Raw genomic sequence first — 21,361 nt, forward strand, 5'->3', positions numbered from 1 at the left:
ATTTATGTAACCTATCATTACATTAATTGTACTGGTTTTACTTCAATGTTAACTGAATCAGAGCTCACCCATACATCACCATCTTGAATCGTGATGGTTAGCGAAATATTACGATCGACGAGTGCAGCAAGTGCTTGAGTTGCGGCAAAGTCTAAACTATAAATGCTCAGATTTTTAAAATCATACAACTTAGGTTGATGTTTTTGCCACCAAATAGCCTGATTATTTTCACCATAAGTATACAGCACGACCTTTTTCGATTTATTACAGGCTTTTTTCAGGCGCTTTTCATCGGGTAAACCCAACTCAATCCAAAGCTCAATCTCTTCGCTGTAGTTTTTATGCCACACTTCAGGCTCATCGTCAGCCGATAGCCCTTTGGTAAACTCAAGCCCATCACATGCATTAAGGGCATAAGCAAGTAAACGAACCATCAATCGTTGGTCATTTTCAGACGGATGCTGCGCCAGAGTTAAATTAAAATCTTGGTAAAGGTGGCGATCCATGTCGCTAAGCGATAATTGCGCTTTAATAATGGTAGATTTAAGGGCCATAACAGTTTATTTGAAAAAATTTTCGCCAGTATAGCGCAATTAACCGCTGAGCCAGTTAAAATAGCGCTAATTTATACGTAGGAGTTTAAAAATGGCTATCCAGTGGTTCCCTGGGCGCTTGTATTAGCTTCCGTAGAAGTCCGGGGTGGTATTTTATTTAATTTTAAAACAATAGTTTGTGTTAGTTTCCTTCCGTGGTTGTCCGTTGTTGTCCTCTTAGTTCTGTGACTTTTAATACCCATAATAGTACCCATGAGCTTGTATTCTATATATACTAGCTTTAAATAGCGTTGTGGAGCTTAATATGGCTAGGCCTGTAGTTCGTCTAACAGACAAGAAAATAAAATCGATTGCCAGTGTTGGTAAAGAGCAAACTCTTTCTGACGGTGGAGGCCTTCAACTACGGGTTTTACCCAGCGGGACTAAATCTTGGCAGTTTAAATTTAAAGATCCAATAAGTGATAAATTTAATAAATTATCCCTAGGGCTTTACCCTGCGCTATCGCTTGCAAACGCACGAACTAAAGCTATTGAGTATAAAGAGCTATTAGCGCAAGGTATTAACCCAAAGGCACATGAGCTAGCTAAAAAGCAAGCAGAGAGCCGAAAAGCGGCAAATACATTCTTAGCTGCCGCAAAGCTTTGGTTTGAACGTAAACAGCCTACTGTGACGGCTCATCACGCAGCTAGAGAGTGGCGAACGCTTGAGATGTATATTTTCCCCAAGTTGAAAGACACGCCTTTAGAAAGCATTGAATCGACTGATACCATTGAAATCCTCAGACCACTTGAGATTGACGGAAAGCATTCCACAATCAAGCGTATTTGCCAAAGCTTAAATCAGATCATGGATTACTCTGTGAACCATGGCTTTATCAAAGCCAATCCACTAGCAAAAATCATAAAAGTATTTACTAAAAATACAGTTGAGCACATGGCTACTATTAGGCCTGAAGAACTACCTGATTTTTTAACCGCTCTGAATGGCTCACAAACCATTCAGAATAAAACAAAGTTTTTAATTTTGTGGCAACTACACACTATGACTCGCTCAAAAGAGGCCGCAGGCACAAAGTGGGCTGATATTAATATTGAAGATGCTGTATGGGTGATCCCTGCTGAAGAAATGAAACGTAGAAGAGCGCACCGAGTGCCTTTAACGCCTGCTACTTTGGCCATACTTGAGCAAATGAAACCACTCAGCGGTCATCATGAATATGTATTCCCGAGTGAGCGTAATGAAAAGGGCCATGCAAGCACTTATACGGTCAATGCCGCGATTAAACGAAGCTTGGGTTACAAAGGTAAGCTGGTGGCTCATGGCTTGCGCTCAGTTGCATCTACAGCCCTTCATGAAAAAGGTTACGATAGCTTGGTAGTTGAGGCTTGCTTAGCACATGCAGATGAGAATGAAACAAGAGCGGCATATAACCGCTCTGATTACCTTGAACAACGTAGGCCGATTATGGGCTGGTGGAGCTCATATGTTTTACGAAGCTCACTTGAGACGTGAGTGAGCTTGCTCTATTAATAGTTCAATAGTCTTATTTAGGGGTAATCGCTCTTTGTCTGCAATTGTTTTTAGCTTAATTTTGATATCATTCTTAAGCATGTAGTTTGATGATGTCCTCTCTGCATTGTCATTTCTGTACTTTCTCTGTGAGTTTGCTCGTTTTATTTTAATGATAAAGTTTTCTGCGTGGTCTGGGTTGGTTAGATAAGGTAAAGTATCGAAAAAGTACTCTATAAAATTTTTCTTTCTATCAAGTGTATTAACTTTACAACTTGGCTTGTCGGGAAATTTATCTTCGGGATAGTTGTGACTATTATTAAATAAACCTCTGCTTTTGCGCTGATGTTTTGAGATATAATCCATTACCCAATCTACACTTTGCTCATCTTCAAAATGTATCCATGATGTTCGGCTTTTGATCTTTTCAAAGTCATTTACAGCTCTAGTTATTTGATCACTGAAAACAAAAATTTGTGAAGTATATTCCATATGAGCTATGTCTAATAACGCCCTTACTTGAACATATTTATCTTCAGATAGGACAATTTGCAATCCTTCCTTAAACTTTATGTTGTATAAATATGACTGCACGAAATTTATTAGTCGAGTATAGCCCTTTAAATCATCATAAACAGTACCTTCCAGTTTATACCTATTCCAGTTCTCAAATGCCTCGGTAACACAATCATCATTAAGTTCATTTATAGCTCTTAGATGGTCCTCAAAGCTTTGTTTAATTGAATCACCACTTACCCAGAGCCAGTAGGAATAAATGAAACAAGCTAAGCGGGGTGAACCACTAATCTTTTTCCTAATACTGCCAATACTTTCTGTTGTTAGTAACATTATCACTCCGTAATTTCTTAATGTTTTTTTTGGCTTTTTTTGCAGTTAATTTGAATGTTAATAAGTGATTTATTAATGTTTTTTTAGTTTCACTTATTTTACTAAAATAGCGTTCTAGCTGGATCTAGTCAATTTTAAGGTGTAAATATCAGTTCGAAAGCAGCTAAGTGAAATGTAAATGTATATCTTTGTACGCGAGTGAGCTTTAGGGTTGAGGTTGTTTTATGTTGTGGGTTCGACGGTGTAAATAAGTCTTGATTTCGTATAGTTATTATAATGGCTACAAATTACAGCTATTAAAATTCAATGTTATATATCAAGTAAGGTGTTTTCTAACATAACTCTAGCTTTGTATGAATTATTTAAACAGGAAGTTAGAAATGAGAAAGAAACGAAACATAGTGTTAGGTTTCAACCCTTACAATGAAAAGCAGATTATTTATTGGGATCATTGGTTATTAATTAGTAAGGCTTTAAAGATGGCTACCACTAGACACCCTAGGTTATCTGTAATTCGGTTTGACTTACGTATAACCGATACGAATGCTGATAACCCAAGTATCATTTTAGATGGTGTTATGAAGCGATTCTTTACGTCCCTACAATCCAAAATAAAACACAATACTAATTTTAAAGCTCATGCTAAAGCTCAATATTTGAGATATGTGTGGGTTAAGGAAAAAGGCAATGAAAAGGAGAAAGAGCACTTTCATATTTGTATTTTTTTAAATAAGGACGACTTTGGTTTTATAGGTCAGTACAGGACTGATAAAAGAGAAAATAAAAAAGTAATGAACACCTTACGTGAGTCCATAGTTCAATCTTGGGCTACAGCACTTAAAGTCGAGCTATTGATGGCTGAAAGGCTAGTTTATTTCGGTAAAACACCTTTACATTGGCTTGATGGAAGTAGGGATACCTATTCTGCCGATTTAGAAAATGTTAAGAAAAGGCTCTGCTATATGGCTAAAGTCGAGACTAAAGAGTTTGAAGGTCGAAAAATAGGCGTTGGTAAATATTTGATTTACAGGACTAAGAGTAAGAAATCTAGTGCTATTGCAATAAAATAATAATTAGTTGAGAGAAGGTGAATACCTTCTCTCTATGCTTAATTTTCATTAATAACGTCACGTAATATAATTAAAATTGCAATTACATGTGTGACTAGCTGTGCAGTTTTATTATGTCTAAGCATTCTACCTCCTGTTTTAGTTGAGTTAATAAATTAAGTTCAGCAAATGAGGCATATGAGTTACCGATAATTAAATGATCTAAGACTTCAACGTCAATCAATGACAGTGCTTTGATGAGCTTTCCTGTTATGAGCTTATCTGCTCTAGATACCTCAATGTTTCCTGACGGGTGGTTATGCGCCAAGATAACACTAGCGGCATTAACCCTTAAAACATCCTTTACAACCTCCCTTGGATGCACTGATGCTGAATTAATGGTGCCAAAGAAGAGTTCTTTATATTCAATGATCTCGTTGTTATTGCTCAGATAAATGATTGAAAAAACTTCCCTTTCATAATTACCTAACTTCAGTTTTAAAAAATCCACAGTTGCTAAAGGTGAATTAATTTTCCCTTCTCTTTTTAATCGCCTAAATAAAATTCTTGATGCTAAATCAACAATTTCATCATCAGTCAAAATTGTATTGTTTGTACTTGGTAATTGCTGGCTTTTTAACATGTGGACCTCTTATGAATTGTTTACTCATAGAAGTGATATAGATTTCAAAATATTTGAATTAGCTGGTGGCGATTACAGTTGAGGATTAGGCCAAAGTATTTTTTTACATAACGCGCATATCTTTTGAACTTATAACGGAGAGAAGAAATGCGTTTAATTAATCTAAAAGAAGTAATTTATAAAACATCACTTGGTCGCTCAACAATTTATGAATTAATGGCTAAGGGCACATTCCCTAAACAAATGCCAAAGAGCGGTAGGTCAGTAGCTTGGCTTGAATCTGAAGTAGATGACTGGATTGAAGAAAAAGTTAGGGGGAGAGGCTAATGAATCTTCCATTAAACAAAGGTAAAGTATTGTCGCGCTTAGAGGAAGTGCTAAGCAATATTGCAGGGGTTAAAGTTGTTACTGCAACAAATGATGAATTAAGGGTCTGCAACGTCTTACAAGGTATATATCAACCACTCTTCCCCGCAATTCAAGTCAATGAGACGGTCATCAATACTGATACATCAGTCTGTTTATATACTGAAGATGCAGTAGGTGCAATTACGAGTACGGCGTCAATATCATGGCTGAATGGAGAGATAGTGCCTGATGTATGGATAATTTTTTGTAATAATTAACGAACTCATCTAGGAAAAATATGTTGTGGTAGAGCACCACCTGAAACATTAACAGATGGAGAAATGATTTGGGCTGAGAAAAATTTAGCTCAAATCTAAGCTGATAGACACCATGTTAAAATAGGTAACTGGCAGATTAAGTCTGAGCTAGTAAACGTTAGACCGCATCATTATAAAGCTGTTTTAGCGCCAAATGAGTCTTCGGCTAGATACTAAGAATCTAGAACAGTGGTCAAAATTAGTTGACCACTACAAACTATCGGTTCAGCTTACTAGCTAAGAATCCCTGTATAGTTTTCATTTAGCAATACCGTGGCCACGTCTTTTATAAAGTCATTACCTGTTGGTCCATTGGTCATAATTACAACTCCCTTTTTTCTTGAAGCATCAGCAAAGGCCAGACTCTTATGTGATGGTCCATTCGATCCCCAATGATAATAGGCAATGCCATTTGGACGCATTTCTAGGCTCCATCCAAAACCTCGGCGCAGGTCATCTACTTCGCTACCTGTTTCATGTTGAGGTGACAGCATAAGCTCTTTTGTTTGCTCATTAATTTTCCAGTTTCGACCATTTTCTGATTGCATCATCAAACACATAAAGCGAGCGTAATCTCCTGCTGTGCAGCGTAAACTTGATGCACAGTCTATTGTAGACATCCCCGGCCTGTTCCAAAACCATCTGGAATACTTCTTCAATCTAGGGTGAGTGTGCTCTGACATTTCTTTAACAGCTCTAGCGTGGTCTTTTGTTGTCCATTGTTGCATTGGTAACCCCCACCTAATAGCAACTTCATTTAATAAAGAGCCATGCTCTCGGATATACTGTAATTCACTAGTAACGAGAATATCTTCATCATTAAACTTATGTGAATATACTTCTCTTTCATCTCGCTGAGGGGTCCATAGTAAACTCATATCTTCAAGACCCGCAGGGACGAGCAAACGTTCACGGACAAGCACATCTAAGCCGCTACCAGTAATGGTTTCCATTACCTTTTGTAACCAATGATAAGCCTCCCCAGAATAAGATGTATCAGTACCTGGTTCAAATTTTGCTTCTAGTTTTTCTGGCCCATTTTTATCCGCTCTCCAGTTTGGAAGACCGCTAGTGTGCTGCAGCACATCTCGGACTGTAATTTGGTAATTCCAAGGATTATCTGAAAGATCTTCTGGTATGACATAATCGGTAAGTTTGTCATCAAGGTGGAGCTCTTGTTTATCGACTGCTTGCAATACAACATAAGCGAAAAGAGGTTTAGTTAAAGAAGCAGCTTGAAACAACGTTTTTTCGTTCACTGGTATTTGAGTGCTTACATTTGTTACACCAAAACCCTGATGCCAACTAACGTAACCATTTTCAATCACTGCGATACTTGCTCCTGGCAATCGATGCTTCTGTAGCATGGAGTTGATCATTGCAATATGGTTAGCTGATGCTTTGGATGTACTGCTGCATCCCGATAATAAGGGAAGTACTGCATACGCTGCTGCAAGGCTAACACCGTATTTGAGTAAAGAACGCCTACTTATCTGATTAACTGACTTTTGGTTTGTCGTTTTCATTGCACATCTCCAAATTGAACTTCAATTGTTTGATAATGTGTTTGCATGGTTATCTCCTATAATGCAAAGCAATAATTTCGAATTCAAATTATTGCTTTGCATAAGCTCTTGGCATGAATCTTCGTTGGATGTTGTTGCTTAGTTTTTACCCTTGCTTACTTTGTCACCTCGCTCTATTTTCGCAGTATTTTTAAAGTCATCATTGATATAGATACTATGAAAGGTGGGTGGTATACCTTGACTTCCAACTATATCTAGATAGTCAGGGGAGTCTTGGATATGAAAATGTAAATGAGGGATATCCGACAATCCGCTGTTTCCGCATTCTCCAATGAATTGTCCAGAGGTCACAAATTCGCCGAGCGCAATATTAACTGTGTTTTGACGTAAGTGTGCTAATACGGAAAACTCGCCGTTGAAGTGATCTAATACAACGTGATTTCCAAGGTATTCCTCAGGTATTGAGTTTTCTTCACCGACATTGTTATCTTCTATAGCTCTTGCAACAGAAACGACTCTACCACTTGCTGGCGCCGATATTGGCAAGCCCCAACAAAAATGGTCTTCATTATTTGTACCCGTTCCAGTAAAGTACCGCCCGTCTTCAAATGCTAAAAAATCAATGGCATAACGTTGAGCGTTCGTATCTGCATGGTAGTTTAAAAATGTGCTGTCGCCCCCCCACAAAACTACCATCTCACCTTCAAATGGGAGTGAATACTCAGTCTTGCTCTCGAATGTATATGAAAATTCAGAACTAGCTTCTTCAGGGACAATACGAAAACTGAGTTGCTCGACATTCTCATCTTTGTTGCTATTCATAACCCATAAAAATGCAGCACGGTTGCCATCAGGCAAATTTTTATAACGTGCAATCGTTTCCGCATAGCGAAGATCGTCATAAACAAAAATATGTAGATCGAGTTTCGATGTCTTTTCGCCTAATTGTTCGTTTAACTCGATAGCAAAGTTTTGGAACTCCGTGAAACTTCCAAATTGATTACGCAATGGTACATCAAGATATTTCCAAACTTGTTTGTACTCTTCATTAGTCAACCAATTTGTTAAGATTTGACTATCAATTCTTGCTTCAATTTCTTTTTCTTTTTCATCATCTACGCAGCCAACAGTAGCTATAACAACTAACAGTGCAAAAAATATGTGTTTCATAACGATCCTTTCATAAAAATTGAATTCAAACAAAGCCCATCAATACTTGTCACTTTTTCATGTGAGTCACAGTCATATAAGTGTTGTAGCTGATGTGATATTAATAGGCTTAATTACTAGTCTACATTTCCAGAAAACGACTTAACGCCAAGCTGTGGCTGGTGTAAATATCCTCTCCACCAAATATTGAGATGTGTTTAACAGGCGATATACCGACACCTTCTGGCACGCGTCCTTGCATATCTCTGTAAACTTCATTTGAAAGGCCTACTTCCCAACCATTAGGAAGTCTCTTATCAAGAGTGTCAGATAGTGCGCCCCTAGTTCTTTCTCCCACATGAGTAACGTGCTGGAGAGTAGCCATTGACATGGTAAATACTTCGGCGGCACTTACTGTGTGATCACTTGTGAGAAGGGTTACTGGTCCAGTAAAAGTGATCTCAGCAGGCTGAATTTCAAAAACTTGAGGCGGATTTATCCCGTCTTTTGTAAATTTCTCGTAAACCTCTAACGATCTATTAGTGAAATAACCGGCAATTACTCTGCTTACCTCATCTTCACCACCTCCATTGGCCGTAACATCAACAATAATAGAGTCACTGTCTTTGAGTGAATTCATAATGGTAGCCATTTCTTGACTAGCTATTTTCACTTCATCCGACATTAACCCTGTATCACTAAAGCCCGCCATACGAAGTATATTGATATACCCTTTATTGCCGATTTTTCCCCATAAAATTCGATTACTATCAGTAAGATTTCCGTTACCTGATAAAATGTCATCATTAATATTGCTTAGATATTGATTAAACCAATTCTGACGAAATTCACGTGGGTCATCGAAACTAAGCTGCTCTAAAAATGCTCTATCTAAAGCTGGTCGTAGAACCCGAGAATGCCCAGTCTTTATCAATTCAGTAGAACCATTTAATTCAGCCTTTAAGAATGTATGAGCATCTGATATGCCATCTAGCATTTGACTAAAAATAGAAAGTAACTGCTTATTACTAGTGGTTGGTTTGATCTGTTTCTTAAACTCTTCCGTTCTTTTCTCCCAATCAATATTGTGAAGACTAAAAAATGCATAGTGTTCTTGCATTAATTCAGTAAAATATTTGAAATTGATAAGTGGATCTTTATTGCTTTCGGTTTTACACGAAGAAATTATCTCTTTTTCTAATTTTGGTTGGATTCTGTTAAATCTATAATGGGACGCGCCAGGGTGCGGTGAAGCTGTGAATTGGTCATTATCTACGGTAACAAAAACCTTTAGATGTAAAGATAATTCGGAGGGCGATACTGGGTTTTTTAGGCACATGCTTGAAGTATGATCAAAGAGTGACATACCCGATTCATCTATTAGTAGATAGTAGCCATATTGTGGCGACTCCCATAAGCCTTTATACTTTTCGTAGGAAAATGTTGGAGAATCTGGGGCTTTACTCTCAAGCAAAGTACAACCTGCTGTGATGATTCCAGATACTGACAATAGTAAAATAATTATTTTATACAATGGACTTGCCTCAATTGTTGACGTTAATATTCTCCAACAATAAGCGCTATTAGGAATGAAATCGTCCTAACCAGCGGGTCAATACATTATTAAAGGGTGATTTTTATCCAATTTTTAGAATTAACACTCATCGGCGCTGCCTCGGGCGTATGTATTTTACTTATTGCACTCTTTGTATTGCGGGGTACTCGAAGCAACATTTTCATCATTGTTTTCTTCAGCTCAAATCTTATTAACCTTACTGACGAATTCTTGTGGCGTACAGAGCTGGTAAAGTCATTACCCTGGGTCGTCAATTTATATATACCATTCTTGTATTTAATGGCACCTTCGTTTTATTTGTATGTTAAGTCGCTGACTCAAAAGAACGTTGATATTAGGTGGAGAAATACTCATTGGCTTAGTATTATTGTGGGAACGCTTCTTTGTCTGCCTTATTATTTTCTGGATCCTAGCATAAAGGTTGAAAGACTAAATATAGCAACTGACCCAGTGACGCACTTGGGGATTTTTACGTTTGGACCAGAGTTTGCGCTGATACTTCTATTGTTAGTGGTCATTACTTACATCATATTGATGTTAAAATTGCTTAACGAAAACTTAATCAATTTGAAAAGTTATTTTTCAAATATTGAAAATAAAGATCTTTCCTGGATTAGATGGTCTGTAGTACTCCTAGTATGCTCCGCATCCTTGTCTGCAGTTTTGCTATTTATGCCTTCTTCAATAGCTGACTCTTGGGAAATACGGATATTCAATTTGTTGTTTGAATTGAGTTGGCTGGTACTAATTGGTGCAATGGCCGTAGATCAAAAACCTATTCAGATGACAACAAAGAACAAAAATAAACTAAAAGGTGTTCCTAGCAATGTACAAAAGAAAAAATACGCGCGGTCAGGTGTTAATGATAATGATCTTGAGAGGTTGGGGTTGAAAATTGAAACATGTATTACTCTCAATAAGTTACACTTAGATCCTGATTTAACCCTAAGAAAACTATCAATCGAAACTGGCATTTCTGAAACTCTAATCTCGCAAGTACTGAATACTTTCTTTTGTTTAGGCTTTTATGATTTTATTAATAAGCTACGTATCGATTATGCCATCGAATTGATGAAAAAATCTGACGACACTTTGCTCATAATTGCGATGGATTCAGGTTTTAACTCTAGATCTACTTTTAATTTAGCATTTAAAAAGCACAAAAGTGAAACACCTAGTCAATTTCGCCGGACATTAAAACAGCTACGTTAGGATTTTTTTGACTAGGTGTTTCACCTACTCTCGATATTTAAACCTGTGTGTCTAGTGTAGAGCCAGTCTATCTCAGTACCATAATATGGCCAGTTGCCTCTATATTCTCGAATCCATTGAGTTTGCCTGTCTGTGTTTTAACAATATCAAAACCACACTTTTGATATAAGTTAATAGCAGGCTCGTTATTAGACAATACCGATACTTCAACAGGCCTTAGGGTATCATTCAGTGCAAGCTTCAAAAGTCTGGTACCTACACCCTGTCTGAAATTAGAAGGATTGACGTACAACCAGCTAATTTCATATGGAGTGTAGGCGATAAAACCTAAAACGCCGCTGTGATTCTCTGCGACAAATAATTTGCCAGCAAACAGTTCTTCTTCTTCAAAAGAGTCTTGCAATGACTTAAAGGCCATGGTGCCAACAGTTAGGTTTAATTCTATTAGCCTTGATTTATCGTGAGTTTTGCATAGCTCTAGCCAGTGCTTAGCGCTATATTGTGTAATGTAAAATTCTAAAGTCGTGTCTATCATCTGTAACTACATCATCCTTTTCATTTTTCATTTTTTTACTCATTGTTCAGGAATACACTCTAATATGTGCACGAGCACGTGTTTATGCGATGCTACTATTACTTAATATACTGGATTTCTAATAGTTTGCTAGCCACCAGCATCGGTTAAAGATGCCGAGTGTATTAACCTCAACCTCATAAATTTTTAACATCATGTCTAACTCCTTTTAAATCAAGTCATGCTCAATAATTGAGTATATGCCCTCGCCAATGATGTGATCAAGCACTGATACATCAATTAGGTTAAGTGCCTATTGAAGTTTGATAGTAATGAGCTTGTCTGCTTGAGATGGGGTGGTAACGCCCGAAGGGTGGCTGTGAGCCAGGATGACGGACGCAGCATTAAGCTCTAGCACCTCTTGAACGACTTCTCTAGGGTACTAGCTGCGTTAATAGTGCCTCTAAATAGCTCTTTAAACTCCAGTATACGGTTCTGGCTATCTAAAAACAGTACGGCAAATACTTCATGTTCATGTATCGCGAGTTTATGTTTTAAGTACTCTTCGCAATCATTAGGGCTACTCAATATGCCATCACTAAACTGCTTCTTAGCGACGATGTATGCAGCGGCTTCTAGTATCTGGGCATCATTTACGGGGTGTTCAAATTCATATAACGACTGTTGACCTTGCATTGTAAATACCTCTTAAGTGGTTCATGCAAGTTAGTGATGTATATGTGTAAGTTTTTTGTTTGAGGACATAAAAAATTACTAACCCCGTAAAGGCTATGAACTAATAACCAACCGGAGAAACTCCATGCGTTTAATCAAATTAAAAGAAGTAATCGAAAAAACATCACTCGGCTATTCAAGTGTTTATAAGTTTATTTCTGAAGGCATATTCCAAAGCAAATATAGCTTGGTGCTAAATCAGTGGTGTAGGTTGAGTCAGAGGTGGGTGCTCGGATTGGGGTTAGAGAGTCTTATTGAATCTAAGAGATAAGTGATGTAATGATATTTACGTATCATTACATCACTTCAGTAGCATATATAATTAAGTTTTAGACTTAGATAAGAAAGTAATACAGATACAGGTTTCTATAGGTTACATGCGGGCTTTCTTTATCGCCAAGTGTATTTAAACTAAATTGTTAATCAATTAAAGTTTCATCATCTACAGCGATCATGTAATTAGCTAATGAATTAATATCACCTTCGGCTATAGACGTTGCATAATCACTATTCTGGAAAATAGTGGCTATGGCTTTTTGTCGAACATTTACATTTCCTGCTCCATCGATGATATAACAGAGTCTATGCCCCATCTTTCGCGCTTTCTTATGAAGTGCCTGTGATTCTCTAGCTTTTCTTTCTATTGTACTATTTGTGGTAACCTGAAAGCTAACTTCTAGGCCAAACTCCTTAGCATTTGGTGACCTAATCGTGAGGTCAAACTTCGTCGGAGAACCCTCATCAGCGTGGTTTACACCTGTAAGAGTACCCTCTTCTTGAATTATCCAATTTTGAGGTAAAAAGCTAGTTAATAGCTTAGCAACGTACTTCTGAGACGCATGACCTAAGCTATTCGCCTTTTCGCCAGAAAGCTGTTTGCTAACTCGTATATAATTTTCTTTCACGAATTTTTCAATTTCTTCCGAGTTGCCCATTAGTAAACCTATATTACACCGGTCCTGCGCATCTTTCGGTAGGTTATTTGTAATGTCAAGAGAGCCAAATAACAACAACATTATAGTATCGTTCATTCGATTAGTTAAAATTGTATTGTGAAGAATAGATTTTGCGTCGACTTTTAAAGCTGAATTCGTGAGGGGGCGTTTATTATGGATTTCTCTAAATGGATATGTAAACTCTTCTTCATTCCATAAAAAGGTTATTTCATTATTTGGAAATGCATTTGAAAGCGGTGATAACTTATTTAAGGCTTCGCCTCCAAGATCTGATAAAACCATTAGATGCTTTAAAAAAATTGATGGGGTTAGTGCTTTAGATTCGCTTAAAACGGATGCCCATGAAAGAGGTGTTTTAGATGCAACTTTTAGTAAAGCAATAAACTCATCTTGAGTTTTTAAAAGTATTGGTAATGCACTTAATGAATCGGCTTTCTCGAGCATTTCTTCGGACCAATGTAGGATAGCCGTTGTTTGGAGGTCAATAGTTGTTGGTTTAATAAACTCCATTAGTATAATTCCTTCTTTGTTAATGGCCTAAATACGCTGTAGAATAGCCCATCGTTGCATCAAGTTATATAGCTTTGATGATAAAACTCAAATACTTAAAATATTTTTGCCTTATTAGTGCAAAGAAGTGTCATTTTTTAAATGGTAGATGAATGGTTAAATTTATAGATCTTTTTGCTGGTACAGGTGGGGTAAGGCTGGCTTTTGAGCAGGCTTGCGATGAATTAAACATACGAACTAAATGTGTATTTAGCTCTGAAATAGATAAAAAAGCTTCAGCTTCATACAAACTAAACTTTAAAGATAACCCTCTATCTGACATAACCCAAGTTGACAATATACCTGATTTTGACTTTTTGCTTGCAGGGTTTCCCTGTCAGGCATTTTCATACGCAGGAAATCAAAAAGGGTTTCAAGATGAAACGCGAGGTACGCTATTTTTTGACATTCTCAGAATTTTGAAAAAGAATAAGCCGAAATATTTGTTTTTGGAAAACGTCAGGGGTCTAACAACTCATGACAAAGGTAATACGTTCAAGGTCATTCAAGAATCGCTAGCTGAGCTAGGTTATAATATTGATTTTACATTACTTAATTCTAGCGAGTTTGGCGTTCCCCAAAATCGAGTTCGAATATACATAGTTGGAGTTCTGGGAGGGGATGCCAAGTTATCTCTAAGTAATAGCCTTGGCTCAGCAGATACAAATAAATATATTAAAAAAAAGGGCGCACTTACTGTTGGTGATATATTAGAGCAAGATGTAGATGTAAAATATCATTGTAGTGAGCTGTTTCAAAAGCAGCTTAAACAAGTTGTTGGGGATGATTTATCTTCATTAAATAGCTATCGCTTGAGTGATTATCGCGGTGGGAAAACTATTCACTCATGGGATTTAGGGATCAAAGGAGTTTGCTCTGAAGATGAAGTAGAGTTTCTAAATTTACTTATTGCGAATAGAAGAAAGAAAATATTTGGGTCGCATCAAGATGGTAAAAGTTTAACTAAAGAGCAAATATTGACTTTTTATAGTGAAGAAAAGTTTGATGTAGTCACTGAGTCATTAATTCATAAAGGCTATATAAAAGTGATTGATGAAAAGTATAAACCTGTTTGCGGGAATATGTCTTTCGAAGTTTTTAAATTTTTAGATCCAAATGGTATATCGATAACACTTACTGCGTCAGACTCGAATCGGTTAGGAGTAATCCAAAATAATATTGCCCGACGCTTAACTCCAAGAGAGTGCGCCAGGTTGCAAGGGTATCCAGATAGTTATCGATTAATTGAGGATGATAATGCCGTGTATAAGCAAATGGGTAATGGAGTGTCAGTACCAGTAATTAAAACTGTTATAAGTGACTTTTTTTTAAGTAGTATAATGATTAATTCCAAATGCTCTTAAGCTTTTCCTGAGAAGTATTCTATTAAGTGTTAAGAAAGCTCTAGCCTAGTGAGTTTTCTTAGTACTTTTCATATTTAGTAAAGTTAATTTTAACTCTGTATAATACCTACACTCAAAAACTACCTTTCCATTACCAGCATAAACCTCCGGTTCTTCATTATTCCCCTCATTAAAAGCTTCAACAATTACATATCTAGACGTATCTTCTTCTCTGCGCTCTTCGTCAGTATAATCTACCCATAATACATAAAACTGCTCAAATACTTTAAAATAGAAACTAGGACATAGATCGTTATGCCAGCTTTTATCTATTAGATAAGGGTGATCTTTTAAGTCAAAGCCGAGGTCAAAGTCTTGGCCAAACTCCTGTTTATATAACTTCATTCTTTACTCCTAAAAATAAATACTTAAGCAGGTGCAAAAGCACCTGCTTTTATGTCGATTAGTTATAGTGGAAAGCCTAAATCTTTTTCTGTTAGATAGTAGCAGTTATCTTCTTTGTTAAAACCAAATAGGCTTGCATAAGAAGGTTTCCCTTCAGGGAAGGTGATCTTTAGGTGGGGACAGCCTTCATGGATTAACTCAATATTTACTCTGTGCTGTAATAGTTGCTTATGGGGAATATTGAGTTTTTCAGAGATCTTTTTTATAAGTATAATATTGAGCCCTTTGCTTTTAATTTCATTCTCATTGTAGAGTTTAAAATCAGCTTTAACTATACCTTTTTTTTTCCAGTTTCTTAAAGGACCAGACCAAATGTTCGCGAGTAAATTTGACTCTTGACTAAGTTTTTTAGCGTCCCAGCACTTAACCGAATGGCTACCATTTTTAAAGGAAATAGTAATTTCAGCCTGTTTTGTATTTATTAACTCGAACTTAAATTCATCTGTTGATAGATCATCAAAGCAAAGTGTCGGCTTCTTTTCCTTACTATCAGAGTTAAATACTTTTTCTATCTCATCCAATAATCGGTTGATTGCTTTATCAGGAGTATCATTAAAACCCATCGCATATTTTTCCATACGGGTATAAGTATCTTTACTGATGGAAAATTCGATTAATTTCTCAGTGTTATGTGTCATAAATGCTCCTAAAATAAAATTTAAAGCTTCAATCATAATTTTAACTTTATATGACTTAAATTATGATTTCATTACCTATGGCACTAGTCAATCATTTTTTTAATCATATATGATTTAAATAATGGTTTTATTATAAAATTATGCAATAGCAGCAATAAATACTGTAAACTATAATTATAATTAAGAGTGAAAAGCATCGTTTTACTTTTAGTACCCACATTAGTACCCATGGCCTAAGGCCTGAAATTAAAGGTCATATAAATCAAATGAGTAGATCAGGAATACAGTGGTTCCCTGGGCATATGAATAAAGCCCGTAATGAAATTAAAGAAATCATGCCACAAATGGATGTGATCATTGAAGTGCTTGATGCGCGCATTCCTTACAGTAGTGAAAACCCAATGGTGACGAGCCTTCGCGAAGGCAAGCCGGTCATCAAAATTTTGAATAAGTCGGACTTAGCCGACCCTAAAATGACCCAAGCATGGAAAGATTACTTTGAGCAAGAGAGCGGTGTAAAAGCCATTGCATTCGGTAATGATAAAGCAGGGCAAGTGCATACTATTAACGAGCTATGCAGAAAGCTCGTGCCGCATAAAGTGGGCGCTGATAAACAAATTAAAGCCATGATCATGGGCATCCCGAATGTGGGCAAGTCTACGCTTATAAATACGCTCGCAGGTCGTATAGTCGCAAAAACAGGTAATGAGCCTGCCGTGACGAAAGCGCAACAACGTATTAAACTAGACGATGGCATTATGCTTTACGACACCCCTGGGATGTTGTGGCCAAAAGTTGAAAATGAAAACTCGGGTTACCGTTTAGGTGCTACAGGTGCAATACGTGATACTGCTATTGAATATGAAGAGGTGGCCAGTTACACCGCTGAGTACTTATTGCATGCCTACCCAGAACTGTTAAAGGCTCGCTATAAAATTGATGAGTTACCACAAAGTGATTGGGAATTTGTTGAAATGGCGGGTAAAAAGCGCGGTTGTATCCGTGGTGGCAACCAAATTGATACCTATAAAATGTCTGAAATTCTAATTAATGAATTACGTGACGGTATTATTGGCCGTATTACCATGGAAACGCCAGAGATGCGCGAAGGAGAAGAAAAAATGGTTGCGGAGTTACGTGCTGCCGCTGAAGCTAAAAAAGCCGCTAAAGAAGAAGAGAAAAAACAGCGCCGAGCAAGAGCGCGTAAAAATCGTCGTTAGTTTTTATGACTTAGCTTATTTCAGTACATAAATTATACGCATAAAAAAAGCCCGTAAGGGCTTTTTTAGTGTCATATCAACCGTCACCGATATGAGCAATGTAGCAAGTAAAATGTAGGGCGATTACCCATTATTATTATCAAGGGGCGTTGCTGCTAATAACAGGTAATCATAGCTTTAACGTGGGCTACACGTTGTTTCAGGGTCGAGAAACAAATTCAGTTTATTCCTTACAAGTCGTAGTGCTTTACCGCCTTGTTGATATTGATTATCAGTTAGATTAAGTTGTGTGTCAACAGCTTGTTGAAAATAATTCTCATTTATTTTGTATGAATTTCAGACATAAAAAAAGCCCGTAAGGGCTTTTTTAGTTTCATATCTACCGTCACCGATATGAGCAATGTAGCAAGTAAAATAGTAGGGCGGTTAAATGTTATCAACATCAAGGGGCGTTGTTGCTAATAACAGATAACCATAGCTTTAACGTGGGCTTCACGTTGTTTCAGGGTCGAGAAACAAATTCAGTTTATTCAGTACAAGCCGTGGTGCTTTATCGTCTTGTTGATATTGATTATCAATTAGATCTAAGCCACTGTCAAGACTCATTTGAAAATAATTCTCATTTACCTTTCGTGCTATTTAAAGGTACATATAAAACAACTGCTTAGCACTAAAGTTAGTGCTGATTTTTTTATCTAAAACACCTATGCTGGTTAAATAATAATTAAAATAGTCGGTTTTATGTTTTCTATTTGGTCAATAAGTCTGCTTGCCATTGTGTATTTAGGCATTTTATTTGCGGTTGCTGGGTGGGCCGATAAGCGTAAAGTTTTACCGTTCAAGGGCTTAACATACGGGCTATCGTTAGGTGTTTATTGTACCTCTTGGGCATTTTTTGGTACTACAGCGCAAGCAGCAAACAATGGCTGGTGGCTGGCGCCCACCTATGCAGGTACTATTTTATTGTTTATTTTTGGTTGGCAAATTTATTGTCGTATTGCGCATATCTGTCGTCAACAAAAACTAACATCAATGGCTGACTTTATTGCCACTCGTTATGGGCAATCTTCCAGTTTGTCTGGGTTGATCTCACTTATTTCAGTGATAGCAATTGTGCCATATATCTCTTTACAGTTGAGTGCTACGGCTCAAAGTATCAATCTGTTAACAGCGCAAAGGGCCTCACAAAACCCGCAAGTTTGGGCTGATAGCACCTTTTATATTACGTTGCTATTAGCGCTTTTTGCTATTTTATTTGGTGCCCGGCGCTTAAAGCCTAGTGAGCATAACCCAGGGCTTATTGCCAGTATTGCATTTGAATCAGTGGTTAAGCTGTTGGCGTTTATTATTGTAGGTTTGTATGTGTGTTTTGCACTATTTGACAGTCCTGTGGCATTGTTTAATAAGGCCACTGAACTCAATATAGATAAGCATGTTGCTGCAACGCAAAGCCCAACCTATGTGTATATTGCTCATACTGTTTTGGGTGTATTGGCGACGCTGTGTTTACCACGGCAATTTCATATGAGTTTTATTGAAAATAATAACAATAAGGAGCTTGCCACCGCCCGTTGGTTATTCCCTATTTATTTATTACTGATAAACCTATTTATACTGCCGATTGCTTATGCTGGGCTTATTTATTTTCAAGGAAGTGATGTCGGTTACGATACGTTTGTTCTGGCCTTACCTATGTCGGCTGATAATCCCTTTATTGCACTATTGGCGTTTTTAGGAGGGTTCTCTGCCGCGACCAGTATGGTGATAGTATCGGCCATTGTGCTCTCAGTGATGATCACCAATGATTTTATTAATCAGTTTATATTGCGCCGTTCACAGCTGACTTCTGGTAGCCGCGGGTTAGATAAAAACAACTTACTCCATGCCCGAAAAATTGTCATTGTGCTGATATTATTGCTGAGTTACTTTACGCACCGCGTGTTAGGCGAGACCAATACATTGGCGAATGTAGGCTTAATGTCGTTTACGCTTGTGGCACAGTTTGCTCCTGCAATGCTCATCGGACTATGGTGGCGACAAGCCTCATGTAAAGGTGCGCAACTGGGCATTTTGAGTGGCTTTGTTATTTGGGGTTATACCTTATTATTACCTAATTTAGCGAGCGGTTTAGGCGGTGATCACAATTGGTTAGTTAATGGCCCCTGGCAGGTTGCTTGGTTGGCGCCAACAGATCTATTTTCCCTTGGGCTGGAGAGTATTAGCCAAGCGCTAATTTTATCATTGGGTGCCAACTGCTTAGTTTATTTTTTAGTCCCCCTGTTTAGTCAAGCCACGTTAGCTGAGCGCTTGCAAAGTAATAAGTTTATTACCCAAGCAACGGATTCACGGTTAAATACAGCTTTGCAGCCATTAAATTACAATGACTTAAGCGCATTGCTACAGCGTTTTGCAGAAAAAGAGGCCAGCCAAGTACTGGTTAATGAACATTTCCCACCTGACAAAAACAAGTGGAAACAACCTGCTAATATTGAGCTTGAATTGCTAATTGAACGTGAAATGTCGGCAGTGATTGGCGGGGCGTCGGCGAGGCTTATTTTAGATGTGGCAAAGAATGAGCAGCGTCAGCCATTAGAGCAAGTAGCGGAGTTAGTTGACGAAGCCACCCAAGTTTTAAAGTTTAATCGTGACTTATTGCAATCCACCATTGAAAACATCCAACAAGGTATCAGCGTGGTTGACAGTGAATTACGTCTAGTTGCTTGGAATCAAGGCTATAAGCAGATGTTTGCCTATCCAGACGATGCACTTTATATTGGTCGTCCTGTCGCCGATATTATTCGCTTTAATGCTGAACGCGGCTTATTTAGTAGCAAAAATATTAATAATGAAGTTGAGAAACGGCTCGCATATTTAAAGCAAGGTAGCGCTTATAAATATCAACGCTCACACAATGATGGCCGAGTTTTTGAAATGCAAGGTAACCCCTTGCCTGGTGGGGGCTTTGCAACTACGTACACCGATATTACTGAGTTTGTTAAACAGCAAAAAGCACTCACCGAGGCCAATGTCAGTCTTGAAGAAAAAGTCGCGGCACGGACTACCGCGTTAACGCAAGCAAATCATGAACTATCACAAGCTAAGCAAGTCGCTGAGCAAGCCACGGTGAGTAAAACACGCTTTTTTGCTGCAGCGAGTCACGATTTACTGCAGCCATTTAATGCCGCTAGTTTGTTTTGCTCACTGATGAATGAAAAAGCGCAAAATACTGAGCTTAAAGAATTAGCACTTAATATTAAAAACTCACTGGGAAGTGCTGAAGAACTTTTATCCAGTATCTTAGAATTAACCAAGCTAGACTCGGGCTCGTTTAAAGTGCAAATCAGTGAATTTTTAGCGAGTAGCTTAATTGAACCACTACGCAATGACTATGCCGCGCTTGCTAAAGATAAAGGGTTGAGCTTTATTATTGAAACCTGTGATGTCCGTTTAACAACAGATAAAGCCTTGCTACGTCGAGTTCTTCGTAATTTACTGAGTAATGCAATTCGTTATACTGACCAAGGTGAAGTGCGGTTGAAAATGCAACTTCATGACGAGCACGTTTCGTTCATTGTTGAAGATACGGGTATTGGCATTGCAACGACCGATCAACAAAAAATATATCAAGAGTTTAAACAATTAGGCGCTAAGCATAACGCTGAAGGATTAGGTTTGGGTTTAGCCATTACTAAGCGTATTTGTGATTTACTTAATATCCCCCTCGTTATGGGCTCAGAGCTGGGCAAAGGCACGCAATTTACCTTAACTTTGCCTTGCAAAATAAACCATACCCATGATGCCGTTAGTAATAGCGAGCAAAGCCAAGAAACACAGTTAGGCCAATTACGAATTTGGTTAGTTGATAACGACAGTAATGTGCTCGAAGCGCTTAAGCAGCTACTTGAAAATTGGGGGTGTGCAATTGCCACCGCTACTAACCTAGCAGAGCTTGAGCAATTAAAAGTGAGTTATGACGTACCTCAATTACTCATAGTCGATTACCAGTTAGATAACGGGGTGACTGGGCTTGACGTTATTGAGCAGGCAGGTCTTGACTCGTTGCCCGCCATAGTTAATACAGCTAATCATGATGAAAGTATTCGTGAGCGGGTGCTAGATGCAGGCTACCCGCTGCTCTATAAACCACTCAAAGCGCCCGCCTTAAAACGGATGATAAAACGGCTAACATAAGTCATGTTAGCCGTATA

At 37.9% G+C, this 21,361-nt stretch carries 20 protein-coding genes and 2 pseudogenes; 11 read left to right on the top strand and 11 right to left on the bottom strand.

Annotation, left to right across the window (positions count from 1 at the left end):
* Window positions 1-17: 17 nt before the first annotated feature.
* Window positions 18-554, bottom strand: coding sequence for a YaeQ family protein (locus tag ATS75_RS14090; protein ID WP_058561055.1), 537 nt, complete (start codon window positions 552-554; stop codon window positions 18-20).
* A 304-nt stretch (window positions 555-858) separates the two neighbouring features.
* Here ATS75_RS14090 and ATS75_RS14095 point away from each other — a divergent pair, with 304 nt between their 5' ends.
* Entirely contained in the window at window positions 859-2,067 is a 1,209-nt protein-coding gene (locus ATS75_RS14095) for a tyrosine-type recombinase/integrase (RefSeq protein ID WP_058561056.1), read from the top strand.
* Here the strand turns inward: ATS75_RS14095 and ATS75_RS14100 are convergent.
* A complete protein-coding gene (locus ATS75_RS14100) occupies window positions 2,053-2,913 on the bottom strand; it encodes a hypothetical protein (protein ID WP_058561057.1) in 861 nt (286 codons plus the stop codon). The two genes, ATS75_RS14095 and ATS75_RS14100, sit on opposite strands and share 15 nt — an antisense overlap.
* A 380-nt stretch (window positions 2,914-3,293) precedes the next feature.
* Between ATS75_RS14100 and ATS75_RS14105 the strand changes: the two genes are divergently transcribed.
* Entirely contained in the window at window positions 3,294-3,983 is a 690-nt protein-coding gene (locus ATS75_RS14105; protein WP_161936904.1) for a YagK/YfjJ domain-containing protein, read from the top strand.
* Between the two features lie 94 nt (window positions 3,984-4,077).
* Here ATS75_RS14105 and radC read toward each other — a convergent pair whose 3' ends face one another.
* Window positions 4,078-4,605: a RadC family protein gene (radC, locus tag ATS75_RS14110; protein ID WP_058561059.1), complete on the bottom strand. Its 528-nt coding sequence runs from the start codon at window positions 4,603-4,605 to the stop codon at window positions 4,078-4,080.
* A 147-nt stretch (window positions 4,606-4,752) separates the two neighbouring features.
* Between radC and ATS75_RS14115 the strand changes: the two genes are divergently transcribed.
* The 3 genes and pseudogenes from ATS75_RS14115 to ATS75_RS20380 form a co-directional block, all read left to right on the top strand.
* A complete protein-coding gene (locus ATS75_RS14115) occupies window positions 4,753-4,932 on the top strand; it encodes an AlpA family transcriptional regulator (RefSeq protein WP_058561060.1) in 180 nt (59 codons plus the stop codon).
* Window positions 4,932-5,231 (top strand): hypothetical protein, encoded by a 300-nt coding sequence (locus tag ATS75_RS20840; protein ID WP_058561061.1) that lies wholly within the window; start codon window positions 4,932-4,934, stop codon window positions 5,229-5,231. The genes ATS75_RS14115 and ATS75_RS20840 overlap by 1 nt, the downstream gene beginning before the upstream one ends.
* Window positions 5,223-5,330: pseudogene (locus tag ATS75_RS20380) on the top strand (IS481 family transposase); the annotation flags it as partial. The gene ATS75_RS20840 and the pseudogene ATS75_RS20380, both read left to right, overlap by 9 nt.
* Before the next feature lie 173 nt (window positions 5,331-5,503).
* Here the strand turns inward: ATS75_RS20380 and ATS75_RS14125 are convergent.
* From ATS75_RS14125 to ATS75_RS14135, 3 genes are all read right to left on the bottom strand, one after another.
* The gene (locus ATS75_RS14125) at window positions 5,504-6,796 is read right to left on the bottom strand and encodes a serine hydrolase domain-containing protein (protein WP_058561062.1); all 1,293 of its coding nucleotides are present in this window, start codon (window positions 6,794-6,796) and stop codon (window positions 5,504-5,506) included.
* A gap of 138 nt (window positions 6,797-6,934) precedes the next feature.
* Complete coding sequence (locus ATS75_RS14130) at window positions 6,935-7,966, bottom strand: M23 family metallopeptidase (RefSeq protein ID WP_058561063.1); 1,032 nt, start codon at window positions 7,964-7,966, stop codon at window positions 6,935-6,937.
* Between the two features lie 121 nt (window positions 7,967-8,087).
* Entirely contained in the window at window positions 8,088-9,479 is a 1,392-nt protein-coding gene (locus tag ATS75_RS14135; RefSeq protein WP_058561064.1) for a S41 family peptidase, read from the bottom strand.
* Window positions 9,480-9,890: 411 nt separating this feature from the next.
* Between ATS75_RS14135 and ATS75_RS14140 the strand changes: the two genes are divergently transcribed.
* Window positions 9,891-10,733, top strand: a complete 843-nt coding sequence (locus tag ATS75_RS14140; RefSeq protein WP_161936905.1) for a helix-turn-helix domain-containing protein — start codon at window positions 9,891-9,893, stop codon at window positions 10,731-10,733.
* A gap of 67 nt (window positions 10,734-10,800) precedes the next feature.
* Here ATS75_RS14140 and ATS75_RS14145 read toward each other — a convergent pair whose 3' ends face one another.
* Both ATS75_RS14145 and ATS75_RS14150 read right to left on the bottom strand, forming a co-directional pair.
* Window positions 10,801-11,268: a GNAT family N-acetyltransferase gene (locus ATS75_RS14145; RefSeq protein WP_058561066.1), complete on the bottom strand. Its 468-nt coding sequence runs from the start codon at window positions 11,266-11,268 to the stop codon at window positions 10,801-10,803.
* A gap of 292 nt (window positions 11,269-11,560) precedes the next feature.
* A pseudogene (locus tag ATS75_RS14150) lies at window positions 11,561-11,943 on the bottom strand (JAB domain-containing protein).
* Between the two features lie 124 nt (window positions 11,944-12,067).
* Here ATS75_RS14150 and ATS75_RS20785 point away from each other — a divergent pair.
* Window positions 12,068-12,253 (top strand): AlpA family phage regulatory protein, encoded by a 186-nt coding sequence (locus ATS75_RS20785; RefSeq protein ID WP_321164315.1) that lies wholly within the window; start codon window positions 12,068-12,070, stop codon window positions 12,251-12,253.
* A gap of 148 nt (window positions 12,254-12,401) precedes the next feature.
* Here the strand turns inward: ATS75_RS20785 and ATS75_RS14155 are convergent, their stop codons facing one another.
* The gene (locus ATS75_RS14155) at window positions 12,402-13,448 is read right to left on the bottom strand and encodes a hypothetical protein (RefSeq protein WP_058561067.1); all 1,047 of its coding nucleotides are present in this window, start codon (window positions 13,446-13,448) and stop codon (window positions 12,402-12,404) included.
* 152 nt (window positions 13,449-13,600) lie between these two features.
* On the opposite strand from ATS75_RS14155, the gene dcm reads away from it, so the two are divergent.
* Window positions 13,601-14,851 (top strand): DNA (cytosine-5-)-methyltransferase, encoded by a 1,251-nt coding sequence (gene dcm / locus ATS75_RS14160; RefSeq protein WP_058561068.1) that lies wholly within the window; start codon window positions 13,601-13,603, stop codon window positions 14,849-14,851.
* 45 nt (window positions 14,852-14,896) lie between these two features.
* Here dcm and ATS75_RS14165 read toward each other — a convergent pair whose 3' ends face one another.
* A complete protein-coding gene (locus ATS75_RS14165; protein ID WP_058561069.1) occupies window positions 14,897-15,235 on the bottom strand; it encodes a hypothetical protein in 339 nt (112 codons plus the stop codon).
* Between the two features lie 62 nt (window positions 15,236-15,297).
* The gene (locus tag ATS75_RS14170) at window positions 15,298-15,969 is read right to left on the bottom strand and encodes a hypothetical protein (RefSeq protein ID WP_058561070.1); all 672 of its coding nucleotides are present in this window, start codon (window positions 15,967-15,969) and stop codon (window positions 15,298-15,300) included.
* Between the two features lie 230 nt (window positions 15,970-16,199).
* Between ATS75_RS14170 and ylqF the strand changes: the two genes are divergently transcribed.
* The 3 genes from ylqF to ATS75_RS14185 all read left to right on the top strand — a co-directional run bounded on the left by ylqF (window position 16,200) and on the right by ATS75_RS14185 (window position 21,344).
* Entirely contained in the window at window positions 16,200-17,153 is a 954-nt protein-coding gene (ylqF, locus tag ATS75_RS14175) for a ribosome biogenesis GTPase YlqF (protein WP_058561071.1), read from the top strand.
* A 455-nt stretch (window positions 17,154-17,608) separates the two neighbouring features.
* Window positions 17,609-17,821 carry a hypothetical protein gene (locus ATS75_RS14180; RefSeq protein WP_058561072.1) on the top strand — a complete coding sequence of 71 codons (213 nt, stop codon included), beginning with the start codon at window positions 17,609-17,611 and terminating at the stop codon, window positions 17,819-17,821.
* 73 nt (window positions 17,822-17,894) lie between these two features.
* A complete protein-coding gene (locus ATS75_RS14185) occupies window positions 17,895-21,344 on the top strand; it encodes a PAS-domain containing protein (RefSeq protein ID WP_058561073.1) in 3,450 nt (1,149 codons plus the stop codon).
* Window positions 21,345-21,361: the final 17 nt, after the last annotated feature.

The sequence above is a fragment of the Pseudoalteromonas sp. H105 genome (genome assembly GCF_001469215.1).
Lineage (GTDB): Bacteria > Pseudomonadota > Gammaproteobacteria > Enterobacterales > Alteromonadaceae > Pseudoalteromonas.